This window comes from Chryseobacterium formosense, from assembly GCF_900116415.1.
Taxonomy (GTDB): domain Bacteria; phylum Bacteroidota; class Bacteroidia; order Flavobacteriales; family Weeksellaceae; genus Chryseobacterium; species Chryseobacterium formosense.
The window spans coordinates 635,345-653,279 of the sequence record NZ_FPAP01000003.1 but is presented as its reverse complement, the minus strand read 5'-3'; the positions used below and the strand labels follow the sequence as shown (position 1 = coordinate 653,279).

General features: G+C 35.5%; 17 protein-coding genes. 6 read left to right on the top strand and 11 right to left on the bottom strand.

Annotated features, from left to right (window positions below; genetic code table 11):
* Positions 1-28 precede the first annotated feature (28 nt).
* Complete coding sequence (locus tag BM371_RS14325) at positions 29-745, top strand: DedA family protein (protein ID WP_034678793.1); 717 nt, start codon at positions 29-31, stop codon at positions 743-745.
* Between the two features lie 155 nt (positions 746-900).
* Here BM371_RS14325 and BM371_RS14320 read toward each other — a convergent pair whose 3' ends face one another.
* Together BM371_RS14320 and BM371_RS14315 are read right to left on the bottom strand one after the other, a co-directional pair.
* Positions 901-1,761, bottom strand: a complete 861-nt coding sequence (locus BM371_RS14320; protein WP_034678791.1) for an alpha/beta hydrolase — start codon at positions 1,759-1,761, stop codon at positions 901-903.
* 27 nt (positions 1,762-1,788) lie between these two features.
* The gene (locus tag BM371_RS14315; RefSeq protein ID WP_034678790.1) at positions 1,789-2,193 is read right to left on the bottom strand and encodes a hypothetical protein; all 405 of its coding nucleotides are present in this window, start codon (positions 2,191-2,193) and stop codon (positions 1,789-1,791) included.
* 130 nt (positions 2,194-2,323) lie between these two features.
* Between BM371_RS14315 and BM371_RS14310 the strand changes: the two genes are divergently transcribed.
* The gene (locus BM371_RS14310) at positions 2,324-3,229 is read left to right on the top strand and encodes a DUF808 family protein (RefSeq protein ID WP_034678789.1); all 906 of its coding nucleotides are present in this window, start codon (positions 2,324-2,326) and stop codon (positions 3,227-3,229) included.
* 153 nt (positions 3,230-3,382) lie between these two features.
* Positions 3,383-4,303 carry an acyltransferase family protein gene (locus BM371_RS14305; RefSeq protein WP_034678788.1) on the top strand — a complete coding sequence of 307 codons (921 nt, stop codon included), beginning with the start codon at positions 3,383-3,385 and terminating at the stop codon, positions 4,301-4,303.
* On the opposite strand, the gene BM371_RS14300 is transcribed toward BM371_RS14305, so the two are convergent.
* The 7 genes from BM371_RS14300 to proS form a co-directional block, all read right to left on the bottom strand.
* Positions 4,304-5,317, bottom strand: coding sequence for a glycoside hydrolase family 43 protein (locus BM371_RS14300; RefSeq protein ID WP_228376796.1), 1,014 nt, complete (start codon positions 5,315-5,317; stop codon positions 4,304-4,306).
* Positions 5,318-5,363: 46 nt separating this feature from the next.
* Positions 5,364-5,714 (bottom strand): hypothetical protein, encoded by a 351-nt coding sequence (locus BM371_RS14295; RefSeq protein ID WP_034678787.1) that lies wholly within the window; start codon positions 5,712-5,714, stop codon positions 5,364-5,366.
* A 101-nt stretch (positions 5,715-5,815) separates the two neighbouring features.
* Entirely contained in the window at positions 5,816-6,934 is a 1,119-nt protein-coding gene (gene dnaJ / locus BM371_RS14290) for a molecular chaperone DnaJ (RefSeq protein ID WP_034678786.1), read from the bottom strand.
* Positions 6,935-7,011: 77 nt separating this feature from the next.
* The gene (locus tag BM371_RS14285) at positions 7,012-7,548 is read right to left on the bottom strand and encodes a nucleotide exchange factor GrpE (RefSeq protein WP_034678785.1); all 537 of its coding nucleotides are present in this window, start codon (positions 7,546-7,548) and stop codon (positions 7,012-7,014) included.
* 475 nt (positions 7,549-8,023) lie between these two features.
* Positions 8,024-9,358 carry an Nramp family divalent metal transporter gene (locus BM371_RS14280; RefSeq protein ID WP_034678783.1) on the bottom strand — a complete coding sequence of 445 codons (1,335 nt, stop codon included), beginning with the start codon at positions 9,356-9,358 and terminating at the stop codon, positions 8,024-8,026.
* Between the two features lie 111 nt (positions 9,359-9,469).
* Positions 9,470-10,768, bottom strand: coding sequence for an OmpA family protein (locus BM371_RS14275; RefSeq protein ID WP_034678782.1), 1,299 nt, complete (start codon positions 10,766-10,768; stop codon positions 9,470-9,472).
* A gap of 126 nt (positions 10,769-10,894) precedes the next feature.
* Entirely contained in the window at positions 10,895-12,370 is a 1,476-nt protein-coding gene (gene proS, locus BM371_RS14270) for a proline--tRNA ligase (protein WP_034678781.1), read from the bottom strand.
* 147 nt (positions 12,371-12,517) lie between these two features.
* Here proS and BM371_RS20940 point away from each other — a divergent pair, with 147 nt between their 5' ends.
* Together BM371_RS20940 and BM371_RS14260 are read left to right on the top strand one after the other, a co-directional pair.
* A complete protein-coding gene (locus tag BM371_RS20940) occupies positions 12,518-13,606 on the top strand; it encodes a hypothetical protein (protein WP_034678780.1) in 1,089 nt (362 codons plus the stop codon).
* Between the two features lie 53 nt (positions 13,607-13,659).
* The gene (locus BM371_RS14260) at positions 13,660-15,063 is read left to right on the top strand and encodes an OmpP1/FadL family transporter (protein ID WP_228376795.1); all 1,404 of its coding nucleotides are present in this window, start codon (positions 13,660-13,662) and stop codon (positions 15,061-15,063) included.
* Positions 15,064-15,146: 83 nt separating this feature from the next.
* On the opposite strand, the gene BM371_RS14255 is transcribed toward BM371_RS14260, so the two are convergent.
* The gene (locus tag BM371_RS14255) at positions 15,147-15,863 is read right to left on the bottom strand and encodes a ZIP family metal transporter (RefSeq protein WP_034678777.1); all 717 of its coding nucleotides are present in this window, start codon (positions 15,861-15,863) and stop codon (positions 15,147-15,149) included.
* Positions 15,863-16,588, bottom strand: a complete 726-nt coding sequence (locus BM371_RS14250; RefSeq protein ID WP_034678774.1) for a class I SAM-dependent DNA methyltransferase — start codon at positions 16,586-16,588, stop codon at positions 15,863-15,865. Before BM371_RS14250 ends, BM371_RS14255 begins: the two co-directional genes overlap by 1 nt.
* A 122-nt stretch (positions 16,589-16,710) precedes the next feature.
* Here BM371_RS14250 and BM371_RS14245 point away from each other — a divergent pair, with 122 nt between their 5' ends.
* The gene (locus BM371_RS14245) at positions 16,711-17,877 is read left to right on the top strand and encodes a THUMP domain-containing class I SAM-dependent RNA methyltransferase (protein ID WP_034678772.1); all 1,167 of its coding nucleotides are present in this window, start codon (positions 16,711-16,713) and stop codon (positions 17,875-17,877) included.
* The last annotated feature ends 58 nt before the right edge of the window (positions 17,878-17,935 follow it).

Sequence of the window (17,935 nt, the reverse complement as noted above, 5' to 3'; positions counted from 1 at the left end):
AGCTTATTTTTGTGAGATAGCATTATATATGGAAGATTTCAATAGTTGGAAAGATTTATTAAACCCAGAATTTTATATAAAAATGGGTGGGTTTTGGCTGATTTTGTTTATCGTTTTCGCCGAAACTGGTTTGTTCGTAGGGTTTTTCCTTCCGGGAGATTCATTACTTTTCGTGTCGGGGATTTATGCGGTAGAAATTATTAAAGAAACTTTTGGATCTACAGGAAGTGACCTTCTAGATACAACTATCTTAGCAACTGCCGTTGCTCTTGCTGCAATTGTTGGTAATCAGGTAGGGTATTGGTTCGGAAGAAAAACTGGTCCGGCTTTATACAACAAAAAAGATACAATGCTTTTCAAGAAAAAATATTTGTATCAGGCGCATGATTTTTTTGAAAAAAACGGTGCCTTAGCAATTATTATGGCGAGATTTTTACCGGTGGTAAGAACGTTTATGCCGATTGTTGCGGGTATTGTGAAAATGGATAGAAAAGAGTTTGTACGAGACAACATCATTGGTGGTGTTCTTTGGTCTTTTATCTTGATTTTTGCAGGGCATTATCTTAATGAATTATTCATGGCTCAATTTGGTATTAACCTTAAAGAAAAGCTTGAATTTATTATCATTGTAATTGTTTTGATCACTACCGTTCCAGTAATTCTTAAATTTATGTTCGGCGCTCCTAAAGGTGACCCAAAAACGGAAGATGAAGTTTTGGATGATTTAATTGACAAAGAAAAATAATCAATTTTTAAATTATATAAATGACCTGCTTTTTAGCGGGTTATTTTTTGATTAAATATTTGCAAGCCCTGAAAGGGCGACATATTAAAGCGCAGGCTAAAACCCTGTGAAATAGAAAATGATGTCAAATTGATCCCTGAAAGGACGAAAGAAAATCAATCCCGTATCCACTCCAAAATATTTGGATAAATTATACTGTCTCTTTTTTTCTTATTGAAAAATCTTGGTGCATGACCGGTTTTATCCATAAAAATCAATTTATGTGGCACATTCATCTTCGTTAAAACAGAATCCAGCGCTAAACCCTGTTTCTGATTCACCAGAAAATCCTGATTTCCCTGAAACAAAAGGGTCGGAACATTCGTCACATTTGCAACCGGACTTGCTTTTTGGAAATCTTCAGACAAACTTTTGCGGTTAAACTTAGTTCCCACCATTTTTTGAATCGTTCCCGAAGTATATTTCGAGTAAAACGATTTTAAATATTGTTCAGAATAAAAATCTGTCGGGCCACTCAGAGAAATAATTTTTTTTATTTTATCGGGATTTTGATAGCCGTACAATAAAGCTAAATGCCCACCTGCACTTTCACCAAGCAGAATATAATTGTTAGGAAGAAGTTCGGCGTTATCTGAAAGCGAATTGAACTTTTCAATCACAGCATTGATATCCTCCAGCTGTTCTTTGTAAGTAAGATGCTTAGAAACCAATCTGTAATTCATATTAATGCTCGGAATATTACTGTTAAAAAGCAATTTCTGAATCTGGATCATGTGTTCTTTTCTGCCATATTTCCATGCTCCACCATGAACAATCAAAACGACAGGAGAATCTTGCGGATAATCTGCCGGAAGAAAAACATCCATTTTCTGGCGTTTATGTTCACCGTATTTGAGATTGTAGATTTTCTGGCTGTCTTTTCCCACCCAAACCCTGAATTTTGTATTACATGAATTCAGAATGCAGCTCATTAAGCCCAAAACAAAAAAATGGTAATTGAGAACCAGCTTCTTCATAGAGTAAAGGTAAGGAGAAAATGAAATTTAGTCTATTCTTTTGAAATGATTTTTGTGGTCTAAAAGATATTTTTTTGGAAAATATATCCATCCCGACATATATTCACAATCCAAATTTACTAAAGTCTGTTTTATCGATTTATTATCTTCTTTTAGGGCAATTAAATATCCATAACCGCACGATTTTATATCGGACTTATATTTAAAAACCCATTGTCTTTTCATTTTATTTAAAGTCAGTGGATCATCAATATAAAAATTTCTAAAATCATCAATAAGTTCTCCTTCAACCTGGTGAATTTCCAGTTTATATCTTCCGGAACTAACATCATAATTTTCGAAAAATGAAACAGGCTCTTCCAGTTTTTCTCTGCAGTTGGTAAATAATAAAAAAATTACCATCTGAATAAAAATACTTGCAAATGATTTCATTAAAATTGTTTAAACGTATTATAAAATTACTGTTTTAATCCGATAATTGAATTTCAAAATATCTTTAAATCCCAAATTAAATCTATATTTTTGTAAGACTTAACATTTATTAAAAAAATATTAAAATACTATGGCTTCTGGTTTTTTTGCGATTTTGGATGACATCGCTGCTTTGATGGATGATGTGGCAGTAACAAGTAAAATTGCGACTCAGAAAACAGCTGGGATTTTAGGGGATGATCTTGCCGTAAATGCTGAAAAAGCGACCGGTTTCCTTTCTTCAAGAGAAATTCCTGTTTTGATGAAAATTATGAAAGGTTCTTTCGTCAATAAGCTGATTATTGTTCCTATCGTTTTTCTTCTGGAATGGCTTTATTCACCGGCTATAAAAATTATTCTGATTATTGGCGGATTTTACCTTGCCTATGAAGGTGTTGAAAAAATTGTGGAATTTTTATTTCACAGAGAGAAAAAAGGGCATGAAGTTATTGAAGAATCTGATGATATTGTGGAAGATGGTGAAGTTGCAGAAAAGGCTAAAGTAAAATCTGCCGTTACTACAGATTTTATCTTATCTCTTGAGATTGTAATTATTGCATTGGCAGCTGCAAAAGATGGTTATGAAGCATTAAAATCACAGTTTGATCCGTTTCTTGTAGAAGTTGTTACCGTTTCTGTTGTTTCCATTATTGCGACAGTAGGAGTTTACGGGATTGTTGCATTAATTGTAAGAATGGATGATGCCGGTTTTAAATTAATTAAAAAAAGCAACGATAAAGGTTTCTTCGGAAAGTTAGGGCATTTGCTGGTAAAGGCACTTCCTTTTGTAATAAAGGCTTTGGGAGTAATAGGAACAATTGCACTTATACTTGTTGCCGGAGGAATTTTTGATCATAATATTGATCAGCTTCATCACGCATTACCGACTTGGCATGAGACTTTAAAACAGGTAATTTTCGGCATTGTAGGTGGATTGATCGCTCTGTTTTTAATCAGTGGTGGTAAAAAAGTTTATGCATTAGCAACGAAAAAATAATTGTTAGATCCTTATAAAAAATCCTGCTTCAATATTTTGGAGCAGGATTTTCTTTTTTATACGAAATGAATGACTAATATTTCATAGGCTTTACAGGAAATATTTATTTTTGCACCATAAAAGGGATACCATCATGTTTCTCTTGGTTTATTTATGGGTAGAAATTTAAGCATTGATGTTTTAAAAATAATTCTGGCATTATTTGTCGTATTTCTGCACATGAATTTTCTTAAAGAAACCCATCCAATGCTTAGTTTTTTATTGGTTAATGGTATTTTCAGAATGGCGGTTCCTGTTTTTTTGGTGATTACGGGATTTTATTTTTTTCATATTGATACAGGTAAAAAGCTTCAGAAATGGTTGTTCAGAACATTTTTACTCTATGCAATCTGGATGCTTATTTATTTTTCGTATTGGAAAGATAACGATCAGGTTTGGCTTACCGTAATTTTTGGGTATCATCATTTATGGTATTTGATCGGAACTTTTTTTTCGGGAATTATTTTATTTCTTTTGAGAAATCAAAAAGCTGTTTTACTTTTTGCTTTTGCTTTTCTGTTGTTTGGAATTGGCTATATTGTCCAGATTTTAGGAAATGCACATTATTTTAAAGGAGAACAGGATTCGGTTTTAAATGATTATCTTATCTACCGGAATTTTCTTTTTGTATGCTTTCCTTTCCTGACGATTGGCTTTTTAATAAATAAAATGAAAATCAGTTTCGAAAAATACAGATATTCTTATTTACTGATTGTTTTTTCAGTATTAATGATCGTTGCGGAAGCTTACTTCAATTATATAATGGTCAGCTCGGAAAGTACAGACATATTGTTTTCCTTGTTTTTTGTAAGTCCGATTCTCTTTTTATATTGTCAGAAAATCTATGTTAAAACGCAATCGAAAGTTTTGGCAAGCCTGTCAACGGCAATTTATGTAGTACATCCTTTCATTATGAAATCGGATTTTTATAAGGATATGACTTCGGAATATAAAATTCTAATTTTCTTATTAATTCTAATTCCTGTAAGTTTATTATTGGTTTTATTAAATAGAAAACTGAAGTATTTGCTGTAATTAATCCTGTCCGTTCATTGTTTGAATCAAACCATTTTCATCATATTTCAATTCTCTGATTTTTAAACTTCTCAGATAACTTTTTCCGCCTGATTTTTTGCTGTCGTGATAAAATAAATACCACTTTTTATTGATTTCAACGATGCTGTGATGAGTTGTCCACCCCACAACCGGAGTCAGAATTTCTCCTTTAAAGGTAAATGGTCCGTAAGGATTGTCTCCAATTGCATAGACGAGCTTATGAGTTTCTCCGGTAGAATAGGAAAGGTAATATTTGTTGTTGTATTGATGAACCCAGATTCCTTCAAAAAAACGACGATGCTGATCGCCGGATTTTAGCTGATTTCCGTTTTCGTCTAAAATCAAAACATCTTTTGGCGCTTCAGCAAGCTCTTTCATATTATCTTTCAGCCTTGCTATTTTTGGAAGCAAAGCATTCTCATCTTTCTGAAGTTCAGGATAATTTTCTGAGTATTGATTGTTTCTGTAATTCTGAAGTTGCCCACCTTTCAAGCCTCCAAAATAAATGTAATATTTACCTTGATCATCTAAAACAGTCGGATCAATACTATATGTTCCTGTAATCGGATTTTTTTCGGATTTAAAAGGACCTGTAGGACTTTTGCTTACAGCAACACCGATTTTAAATAAATCGTCTTTATCTTTTGCCGGAAAATACAGATAATATTTGTTTCCTTTTTTTACGGCATCGGGAGCCCAAAGCTGCTGTTTTGCCCAAGGAATATCTTCGAGTTTTAAAGCAACTCCGTTATCTTTTGCTTTTTCATTGATATTATCCAACGTAAGAACATTATAATCTTTCATATTAAAATGTGCTCCGTTGGCTGCATCTTTTACATCTGTCTGAATGTCGTGAGAAGCATAAATGTATATTTTATCATCAAATATTCGGGTAGAAGGATCTGCAAAATACAAATCATCAAAAAGATACTTCGGATTTTCTTGTGCGTAACCGATTGCACACATGAATGAAAGAACAAATGCTTTTCCCATAAAATATATTTTCGCAGTTAGAATACTACGAAAATAGAGAAAATTTTTAGTTTAATTCATAATTCATAATCACCATTCTCAGGAAGAAATGAACGAAATCCTGTTCTGCATCTCTTCTGCTGATCAAACGGTTTTTATAATCGTAAGATTTAAATACTTTCAGTAATCTTTGATAGGTTTCAAGCTCTTCATCTTTGATGCGGATCTTTACATGACCATCTCTTCTTTTGATGATCTGATCATCCAGAGTTCTTACTCTGAACAATACATCACATAACAATGGTTTTACACCACAATATCTTTCTACAATGTTTACTTTGAAAGAATCAAACGTTATTGCATGAAAGATCAATTTTGGTTGAGAATCGGGTGTACGCAGTTCAAGCTTATAATTCATGAGATGTTTTTTACTATATCCTTTAGGAAATATGTCAAATTAAAAATTGATGTAAATTTAAAAATAAAAGAGACTTTTTACAAGCCTCTTTTTTAGTATTTTTAATTAAATAAATCTTTTACTTTATCAAAGAAGGTCTTTTCTTTTCCGGAGGGCTCTGCAACCATTTCTCCGCTGCTCATTTGTTTTTCGAAGAATTCCTTCTGGTCTTTGGTGAGTTTTTGCGGCGTCCATACATTGATGTGAATAAACATATCGCCTTTTCCGTAGCTATCGATGCTTGGTAAACCTTTTCCTGCCAATCTTAAGATTTTTCCGGATTGTGTACCTGCATCAACGGTGATTTTTACTTTTCCGCCAACGGTAGGAATTTCTTTTTTCGTTCCTAATGCGGCTTCAGCAAACGAAACATAAAGTTCCTGATGAAGATTGTCGCCTTCTCTTTTGATGGTCTTATCTACTTCTTCCTCCACAATCACCAAAAGATCTCCCGGAATACCTCCAAACGGAGCGTCATTACCTTTTCCTCTTACATTAAGCTGGATTCCGTCTCTTGCTCCTGCAGGAATATTGATCGTAATTTCTTCTTCGTCTTTTATTAAACCCTGTGCATTGGCTCCTGCCGGAATTTTGTCGGCAACTTTACCGATTCCCTGACAAGTTCCACACGTGGTTTGGGTTTGCATTTGTCCGAACATCGTATTCATCACCTTCATCTGCACTCCGGCTCCGTTACACGTAGGACAAGTTTTAGAAGTGGCGCCTTCCGCCATCTTCATTTTTTTTACTTTAAGAGTTTTTTGGGTTCCGTTCACCATTTCTTCAAGATTCAGCTTTATTCTGATTCTCAAATTGGATCCTTTAGCTTGTTGACTACCACCGCCGCCACCGCCAAATCCTCCGAAACCACCACCGAAAATATCTCCAAACTGGCTGAAAATATCTTCCATGTTCATACCGCCGCCGAAACCGCCTCCTCCGAAGCCTCCGTTTCCGCTCATTCCTGCATGACCGAATTGATCATAGCGGGCTTTCTTGTTATCGTCACTCAGGACTTCGTAAGCTTCTGCAGCTTCTTTAAATTTTTCTTCGGCTTCTTTATCTCCCGGATTTTTATCTGGGTGATATTTAATAGCCATTTTACGGTATGCTTTCTTTATTTCGTCGGCACTTGCAGATTTGCTGATCTCAAGAACTTCGTAATAATCTCTTTTTGACATCTTTTTATATGAGTAATTGGTAATAAGTAATTGGTAATCTGCAATTGCTCATTACCCATTACTCATTACTTATATTGTTAGTTTCCTGTTACAACTTTTGCAAAACGAATCACTTTATCACCTAAAGTATATCCTGTTTCGATAACATCTACGATTTTACCTTTTAGCTCTTCAGAAGGAGCAGGGATCTGGGTAATTGCCTCGTGGAAATCTACATCAAAGTTATCTCCGGCTTTTACTTCCATCGTTTTCAGTCCTTTTTCGGTCAGTTTGTTTTTGAATTTGTTGTAAATCAATTCAACACCCTGAAGGTCTGCTTCGTTACCGTTTTTAGCAATTTCTTTCAAAGCTCTTTCAAAATCATCCAAAATGCCCAACATAGAAATCATCATATCCTGATTCGCATACTGGAAGAATTCCATCTTTTCTTTTGAAGTTCTTTTTTTATAGTTTTCAAACTCTGCATACAATCTGATGTAACGGTCTTTTTCTACTGCCAAAAGTTCTTCTGGAGTAGGCGTTTCTGTCACATTTTCCTGAGCTGTTGCTTCAGTCTGGGTATTGTTTTCTTCTTGTTTATTGATGTTTTCTTCGTTGATATCCTGATTTTCCATATTTCAATAACTTTTTACAAGGTTGTTTCACAAACATTCTGCCAAATAAAAAAGCGTGACATTTAGGCAGGAAAAAAGTCAAGGTAAAAGTAAAAAGAATCAAGTAAAAAGATTCACATGAAAATTAAGTAAAGATTCTTAATATATTTTTAGGAGCTTAATCCGGCTATCCACTGTATCTTTTTTGTGACCATCTCCTCCCGAAGCTTCGGGATCTGTCTGCCACAAAAAAGGATGTCGTTTCTATCCGGGCTATTTGAAAGCAGTAAAATTGAGATTTTAAGGATAAAATTGTAAGAAAGAACGAACATCTTAGCCCCGATTGCAGCAATTGTCTGAGCTCATTTTAAGAATTAGGCTGCGGCGGCGAAGCCGCCGCAGCCTAATTCTTAAATAGCGAGTGCGGAAAGCGGGAAAAAGCTTCAAATAAAAATTAAACATTAGCTTTTCGATGTAATCAAATAGCTTCTAAAAATTATTCTCCAAAAAATGTCTGAAACAATAGATAAAGATTCAGAACAATGATAATCGCAGTAATAATCCAGACGCAGGTTTTTAAGAATGGTTTATTCACAAATTCACCCATTTTGGCTTTGTCGCTGGTAAACATCACTAATGGAACAACCGCAAAACTCAGTTGCATCGAAAGAATAACCTGGCTCAAAACCAAAAGATCTGTTGTTCCTTCTTCGCCATAAATAATAGTGACGATCAAAGCGGGAATTACAGCAATTAGTCTGGTAATTAATCTACGTAACCAAGGTTTTAGGCGAATATTCAAAAAACCTTCCATCACAATTTGTCCGGCAAGAGTTCCTGTTAAGGTCGAGTTTTGTCCTGAAGCTAAAAGTGCAACAGCGAAAGCAATACTTGCCATGGAAGCTCCTAAAATTGGAGTCAGCATTTTGTAAGCATCATGAATATCTGCAATGTGTTGATTTCCTGTTGTATGAAAAGTTGCTGCGGCTAAAATCAAAATAGCGGCATTAATAAAAAATGCAAGTAATAAAGAAACGGTGCTGTCTAAAGTGGCAAACTTTATCGCTTCTTTTTTTCCTTCACTATCTCTTGTATAATCTCTTGTCTGTACGATGCTACTGTGAAGGTAAAGGTTGTGCGGCATTACGGTAGCTCCGAGAATTCCTATCCCGATATAGAGCATTGCAGGGTTGGTAATAATTTCTTTTTGCGGAACAAGTCCTCCCAAGATAGCATTGATTTCCGGTTTTGAAATGATGACTTCATATCCGAAACATACGAGAATGATAAACATTAATCCGGCAACAATACTTTCTATCCAGCGGAAACCTTTTGCCTGAAGCAATAGGATAATTAATACATCAATAGTTGTAATCACAATTCCCCACGTTAAAGGAATTCCAAAAAGTAAATTTAATGCAATGGCAGAACCTATAACTTCTGCCAAATCACAAGCAGCAATGGCAATCTCACAAAATATCCAAAGGATGAAATTGGTAGTCGGTTTAAAATGATCCCGGCAAGCCTGAGCCAAATCTCTTTCGGCAACAACCCCTAATTTTACAGAAAGATGCTGCAAAACCATTGCGAAAATATTGGAAATAAGAATAACTGAGAGTAGAGTATAACCAAACTGAGATCCTCCAGCAATATCGGTTGCCCAGTTTCCCGGATCCATGTACCCGACAGCAACCATTAGTCCGGGACCTGCAAATGCAAGATACTTTCTCCAAAAAGTAGATTTTTTCGGAACCGGAATGGAAGAAAATACTTCCGGTAGGGAGTGCGAGGTTTTATCTTTACGCCAGGCGTTTTTTAAATTGAAATTCATAAATGTTAGAAATGACTAACAAATTTAATTAAATAAATGAAAAGGAAATCTATTTTACCAAAAAATCCCGAAAATATTTTCGGGATTTTAAGTATTTACCTTGAAATCAGATTATTTTGCAAATCTTACGGACATTTTTCTGTCTATCGCTCTTTCTTCATTAGAAGCAGATGCATCAACTTTTGCGAATTCACTACCGTAACCATCAGCAGCAATAACTTGTGCTCCTACACCTTGTTTTGATAACCAATCTTTGATAAAATTAGCTCTGTCTGCAGAAAGCTTTTTGTTTTTAGCTTCGTCTCCGGTTTTATCTGTATATCCACCAATTTTAATTTTTGCATCAGGATATGCTTTCAAAATGGCAACCAAGTTCTTTAATTGTTCTTCAGAACCTGCTTCTAAAGCATTAGCACTTCCTATTTTAAAATTAACATGGTCAAAATCATACCATCTATCTTTTAAAGCTTCATCGTTGGCTGCATTTTTATAGCCGTCAGTTTTTAAGAAAGTGATCATCTGATCTTCCATTCCGCCTCTGTAACCTTTTAGCACAGTTCCATTTAGATCAATATCTTCGTCAACTCTTGTCGTCATTGATGTTGATGTTGTATCCGACATTGTAGAAGAGGTATCATTTGTCGTGTTTAGAGAATCACCGGTAACTGTTGTCGTAGTGGTGCTTTCTTTTTTCTCACATTGTTTCCATAAAAAGTATCCTGCTGCAATTAATAACAATAGAGGAAGCAACCATTTCCAGATTGAACCACCTTCTGAAGATGTTGGTCTGTCCGGAAAAGTTCCGCCTTCTGCAACACTTCTGGTTACTTCAGGTTTTGGTTCTTCATGAGTTACAGGTTTTATCTCGTCCTGGTCATTGTCAAATTCATAGCGTTTTGCCCAGTCTCCGACATTTAAAGACGCTAAAGAAAGTCCTGCAGGCAATAATATTGAAACAATCCCTTTCTGATCGTCTAATAAAGAAGATATTGATGATTTATCCAGATTATTGTCAGCTGCATATTTTCCGATAGATCCTACGGTTGCACCAGTGACAAGATTAAGGAGGGAAGAAGAAGAATGGTTGCTGATTCCCGCATAAGTAGCAATCGCATTAACAATTCCGTTCAGTTTGTCGCCAAATAATGAAGACAAAATTCCGGTAATCCAAGAATTACCCATTGCGCTTTCCCAAATATTGCCCAAAACACTGTTTGATGATGTGTTTGAAATAGAATCCAACACGACCGGATTGTCAGAATTGTTGGCTAATCCGCCCACAATGACCGGAAGTAATCCTGAAATTGCTTTTGAAATTCCGGCTTCACTTTCTCCAAGTTGCGATGCAGCCTGAGAAACAAGGGTAGAGCCCAATTGCCCTTTGATTAGATCGATGATGTTTAATGACATAATAAAATATTTTGAAATTAATGTTGTATAAATTTAAACAAAAATCTATCCAAATCTTAAATTATAAAAAAAATCTGCAAAAAAATAGATAATTTTTGCAGATTCAATAATTTATTATGTTAAGTTTTAATAAGCTTTTGCGAATAAAACCCTTCTTTTTGATGGTTTTCCGGAGATTAGAGAAACCCCTTCTTCAATATCGTCATCCTGAGGAATGCACCTGATGGTTGCTTTGGTTTCTTCTTTGATCTGCTCTTCTTCTTCAGCTGTTCCGTCCCAATGAGCATAGATAAATCCTCCTTTTTCTTCTAAAACTTTTTTAAACTCTTCATAAGAATCTACTTTTGTAAAATTATCTTTTCTAAATTGAAAAGCTTTAGTATACATATCCTGCTGAATAGTTTTCAATAAATCTTCGATGTATGAATCTAATCCTTCCAAAGGACGCGTTTCTTTTGTGAGACTATCTCTTCTGGCAATTTCTACAGATTTGTTTTCTAAATCTCTAGGACCCATTGCAATTCTCAAAGGAACTCCTTTTAATTCATATTCTGCGAATTTCCAGCCCGGTTTGTTTTGAGTATCATTATCAAATTTCACGGAAATTCCTTTCAGTTTTAATTTATTCTGAATTTCCAATGCTACCTCACTGATTTGATTTAACTGCTCTTCTCCTTTAAAAATAGGAACAATTACCACCTGAATCGGTGCCAAAGTTGGTGGAAGCACAAGACCGAAATCATCAGAGTGTGTCATAATTAAAGCACCCATTAAACGTGTTGAAGTTCCCCATGAAGTTGCCCAAGCGTGCTCGATTTTACCTTCTTTGTTGGTAAATTTTACATCGAATGCTTTTGCAAAATTCTGTCCAAGGAAATGTGAGGTTCCTGCCTGTAGCGCTTTTCCATCCTGCATTAATGCTTCAATACAATAGGTTTCATCTGCTCCTGCAAATCTTTCTGATGGAGTTTTTATTCCTTGTACCACAGGCATTGCCATAAAGTTTTCTGCAAAATCAGCATATACTTTATTCATTTTTTCAGCTTCTTCCACCGCTTCATCTCTTGTCGCATGCGCAGTGTGACCTTCCTGCCACAAAAATTCTGAAGTTCTCAGGAATAAACGGGTTCTCATTTCCCAACGAACAACATTCGCCCATTGATTAATAAGGATAGGTAGATCTCTGTATGATTGAATCCATCCTTTATAGGTATTCCAGATGATCGCTTCAGAAGTCGGACGAACGATTAGCTCTTCTTCCAGTTTAGCTTCCGGATCTACAATGAGTTTTCCTGGGTTGTCCGGATCATTTTTTAATCTGTAATGAGTTACTACAGCACATTCTTTAGCAAAACCTTCAGCGTTTTTTTCTTCTGCTTCAAATAAGCTTTTGGGTACGAAAAGCGGGAAATAAGCATTCACGTGACCTGTTTCTTTGAACTTCTTATCCATTTCATCACGCATTTTCTCCCAGATCGCATAGCCATATGGTTTAATAACCATAGAACCTCTCACTCCTGAGTTTTCAGCTAAATCTGCTTTTACAACCAGTTCATTATACCATTTGCTGTAATCTTCGCTTCTTGAAGTTAATTTTGCCATTAATTTTTTTTTAATTTTTTAACTTTTCTAAAATTATGTAATCTAAAAATAAAAATCTATTTTTGATAGATTTTTGTTGCCAATAAATTGGTATATTTTTGGTACAGAATGCAAATATAATTTAAATTAAAAAAATTTTACATTATCATGAAAAGAAATATACATAAAAGTTTGTTTGGAATGCTAAAATCGAAAGGTATTTTGGCTGTTTCAAGTGGGCTGCTATTAATGTCTTGTGGTGCACAGATGGGCGGATACAGCGAGACAGATGGGGTGTATTATGACCCGAATAAAGATACGTTGCCGGAAGGTGTTATCATCAATGGTAATGAAGGTAACAGAGTAGGAGAATATTATGACTACTACCAGGATGATTCTAATGTTATCTACAATTCACAATTAAATACATCAGAGCAAAACAACCGTTACAACAACTGGAGCGATTCAGATTGGAATTCTACTGCAACCGATTCAGACTGGGGTAATTTTGCCGGTAATGAAACCAACTACTACGACAACTCTTGGGGTTGGGGTATGGGAATGGGTTGGGGCTCACCTTGGGGATGGGGCTACAATCCTTACTGGAGTTCTGGCTGGGGCATGGGAATGTCATTTGGTTGGGGCTGGGGTAATTCTTGGGGTTGGGGCGGCTATCCTTATTGGGGAATGGGCTGGAACAATTATTGGGGATACAACCCTTACTGGGGAGGTTACTACGGAAGCCCTTATTGGGGTGGTGCCGGTTACTGGGGTTATAACAGAGTTCCTTATGTAAGAAGTGGTGCTAACGGAAGAGTGGGAGCATTCAGAAACAGTAATAATCTTTCTTCATACAGAAGACCTAATACATCAGGTTTCAGAAACAATAATGATTCCGGCTTCAGAAACAACAACGGTTACAGAAACGGGAATGGTTACAGAAACGGAAACGGGATGAACAATGGCGGTTTCAGAAATGGAAACTCCAATGGTGGCTACAGAAATGGTCAGGGAGGATTCCGTAATCCGAATATGAATAATGGGGTAAGACCTTCAAGACCAAATTATAATTATAACCAGCAGCAATCTACTCCTAGAAGAAATGAAAGCTATACACCACGAGACAATGGTGGTTTCAGATCTGGCGGATTTAATTCCGGAAGCAGCGGCGGTGGATTCAGAGGTGGTTCTTCCGGCGGTGGCGGTGGAATGAGATCCGGCGGCGGTGGCGGCGGTTTCAGATCGGGAGGTAGATAATTTAAACTTAATAACTATTCTAAAAAATAATGTTAAAAAAATCTCTAGTATTAATGGGTATTACTGCAGCATTTTATCTGCAGGCTCAGGATATATCAGTTATAAGAAATTCTGTTGATGTATATTCTAATACACCAATGGTTGGTTCATCTAAATTCAATGCTATGGCGGGTTCCAATGGAGCTTTAGGTGGTGATGCAACTTCGTTGCTTACCAACCCGGCAGGTCTTGGGGTAGCGATTGCAGGTGATGTTTCTGTTACTTTATCAGTTGATAACAACAAAAATACAGGCTCTTTAGCTGGTGCTTCTTCCAACTATACAATTAATAAAGCAAACATCGGTAATGTTGGTGGGGTTGCAACCTTTCAGTTGATGACTGAATCTCCTTGGAAATTTATTAACCTCGGTGCTAGTTTGTCTACACAAACAATTGAAAACTATGTAGAATCTCCGGGAAATACCAATATCTCCATTGCAAAAGACCTTGTTGACAGCAACGGAAATGCTGTTGTGGGTAATCTTGCTTATTTAGGACACGCCTATAACAGATATGGAACTCAGACTAAATTTAATTTAGGGGTTGGTGCAAATTATAACAACTCTTTATACTTGGGTGCGAGTATCAACATGCATTATGTAGATCTTGAACAATATGATAGCGCAAAATTTGGGTTAGATTTAGATAATACAGCTTATTCATTCGATAAACAATATACTCCGTATTCAGAAAAATCAAATGGTTTCTCTGCAAGTGTGGGGGTTATTGGGAAAATTACCAATCAATTAAGATTGGGAGCATCGATTGAATCTCCAACCTGGTGGTCTTTAGACAGAATTTATACAGATTATTATACTGGAACTGACGGCTATATTTATGCAGATAATTTCGTTGAAGACAGAAGATTCAGATCTCCTATGAAAGCAACGTTGAGTGGTGCATTTGTTCCGACTAAAAACTTTGCGATCAATGTAGACTATACTTTAGGATTAACAAAACCTCAGTATAAAGTTCAGGGTGAAGCTGAAAGTGAATTGAATTCTTTCTTCAGTGATTCTTACAAAAATTTGTCTGAAATAAAAGTGGGTGCAGAATACAGAATCAAATCATTACGATTGAGAGGAGGTTATTCTTACGCATCAAGTCCGTTTGATAATTTGACAATCAGTGCATTTGACAATAACGGAAATGCAGGAGATCGTAGTTACAGTAACCTGATCTTGGGAGATAGAAATACTATCGGGGCAGGTGTAGGTTATGACTTCGGAAAATTCTTTATTGATGCTGCTTACCAGAACATTACTTCAGAATACAAGAATCCTTTTATAAGCGGAAACGAAAGTTTCGGAACAGGATATTATTCTGGAGATTTCGATGTAGCAACTCCTAATTCTATAGTTTCAGATGTGAAAAACGTAAGAAATAATTTCTTCGTAACAGTAGGATGGAAATTCTAAATTAATATTTTAATACATACAAAAGGCTTCGAGAAAATTTTCTCGAAGCCTTTTATTTTATTTTTATCTTAATTGAAATTAAATCAATGATGATGTCCTACGTGGGAATGATCATGGAATAAATGCATCATTAAAGCTAATGAAACACCCAAAATAACCAAACCGATTTTAGACCAATTGATGTTGTGGTTTTTATTACTTTCAAAAATAATAACTGATGAAATGTGAAGGAAAATCCCGCCAACAATCGCTAAAAAGTAAGGTTGCCAATCTGGGTTAAAATAATTTCCTAAAAGCATTCCGAAAGGTGATGCCAAGGCAAATAATGCTACAATTAAAATTGATGGATAAGACGCCTTTGAACCCGTTCTGTTAAATAAAAATGCTCCCAAAATAAATGAAATCGGAAGGTTGTGAAACAAAATTCCCAATAAATAAGGAGAAAGCGGATTCGTTTCATTAGCCAAAGGAATTCCTTCAATAAAAGCGTGAATGAAAAGCCCGACCATCAAAGCCATCGGAAGAATACTGTTTTCATTGTGGTGATGGAAATGCCCGTGTTCGAAACCTTTTGTCAAAGCTTCAAGAATCATTTGAAGTAAAACTCCACCAATGACGAAAATTCCCAAATTCCCGATATCTGAAGCATAAACCTGCGGGAAAACTTCATTCAGGCAGATGGTAATTAAAAAACCGGCACTTAGAATTAACAGATTTTTGGCAAACTTTTCCTTCTGACCAAAATATTTCCCTAACAGTACTCCGGCTACAACGCTTAAAATAAGTAAAATGAAAATCATTATTTCTTTTTAAACAAATTAATACAACGTGGCGAAATCTCTTTATCAAAATCATTCAGTTGATAATCTCCCCATATTTTAATTCTTTCAAAACCGCTTTCTTCAGCGTAATTTTTAATGGTTTCCAAGGTATGAAGTTTTACTTTTTCAAAATAATGATGAGATTTTCCGTCTGCTTCAAACTTAATGTCCTTTACAATATGTCTGCCTTCAATTTTTTTTGAAATTTTAAAATCAATTCCTTTTCTATGAATACTGCTTTCAGGAACCAGATTGTTTCTCACGAACTCTTCATTCAGATAATCTAAAACAAAATACCCCTCTCTTTTTAAAGCATTGCTAACCGATTTGAAAACCTTCTTGTCATCTTCTTCATTGTCGAAATATCCGAAACTTGTAAAAAGATTAAAAACCGCATCTACAGGATCATAATCAATAGGATTTCTCATGTCATGTACATCAAAAATCAAGGTCTGATTTTCAAATTGTTTGTTATGCTCAATGCTTTGTCTCGAAAGATCCAAACCTAAAACATCATATCCCAGTTTATTCAAAAAAACCGAATGCCTTCCTTTTCCACAAGCCAGATCAATGATTTTCGCCGATTGAGGAAGCTGTAGCTCTGAGGTAAGCTTTGTAATAAAATTTTCAGCTTCTGTATAGTCTCTGTTGCTGTACAGCAAGTGATAATAAGGGGTGTCAAACCAAGATTCAAACCATTCCATCCTGCAAAAATAGTGTTTTTTGGTCGATGGTTCATTGTGGTTGGTTGATGGTTTTATTAATAATGATGATTTCTATCAACTATTAACTGACAACCAATAACTAAAATCGCTATTTTTGCAAAATGGATACAGAAAATCTAAAAATTCAGATAAAAACATTCTTTGGCTTGGAACCAATTCTTGCTGAGGAAGTTAAAAAATTAGGCGGAAGAAATGTAGAACTTAAAAACCGTGCCGTAAACTGCGAAGGCGATTTAGGTTTTTTATATAAAATCAATTACTCTGCACGAACTGCCCTTAAAATCCTTATTCCGATTGTAGAGTTTAAAGCGTTCAATGAAAGTAAATTTTACGATAAGCTTTTCAAATTTGAATGGGATGATTTTATGAGTGTTGACCAGACTTTTGCGATTGATTCTACCGTAAATTCTGAAAGATTCAAGCATTCTCAGTTCATGACTTTTAAAATGAAAGATGCTATCGTAGATTTCTTTCAGAATAGATACGGCAAAAGACCGAGTATTGAAACGAAATCTCCGGACATCAAATTTCATTTGCACATCGACAGAGAATTGGTAACCATTTCTTTAGATTCTTCGGGAGATCCTTTGTTTAAAAGAGGCTACAGAAAAGAGCAGGGTGAAGCACCAATCAATGAAGTTTTAGCAAGCGGAATGCTGCAATTGGCTGGTTGGGACGGAAAAGGAAATTTCCTTGATCCGATGTGTGGTTCAGGAACTTTGTTAATTGAAGCGGCAATGATTGCTTTAGACCTTCCTGCACAGATTTTCAGAAGGAGATTTGCTTTCCAGAACTGGAAAAATTATGACCACGAATTGTTTTCAAAAATAAAAGAGGTTCGTGTGAATCGTGTGAAAGAATTTACAGGAAAAATTGTTGGTTATGATATTGATGCAAGAATGCTGAATGCTGCAAGAACGAATATCGAATCTGCCGAAATGGAAGACATCATTGAAGTAAGAAAGCAGAATTTCTTTGATTCTAAAAAAGATATGTTCCCTTTATTGATGGTTTTCAATCCGCCGTATGACGAGAGGATTTCGATTAATGACGATGATTTCTACAAAAAAGTAGGAGATACTTTCAAAACGCATTATCCGAATACTTTAGCTTGGCTGATTTCTTCAGATCTGGAAGCGGTAAAGAAAATCGGACTTCGACCTTCAAGAAAAATAAAGCTTTTCAACGGAAAACTGGAAACAAGATTCTTGCAGTACGAAATGTATGAAGGAACGAAAAAAGTGCATAAACTTGGCGATAAAGAATAAGATTTAATCAAGCCTCATAGGTTTTTAAAACCTAAGAGGTTTCAAGTTAATAAAGAAT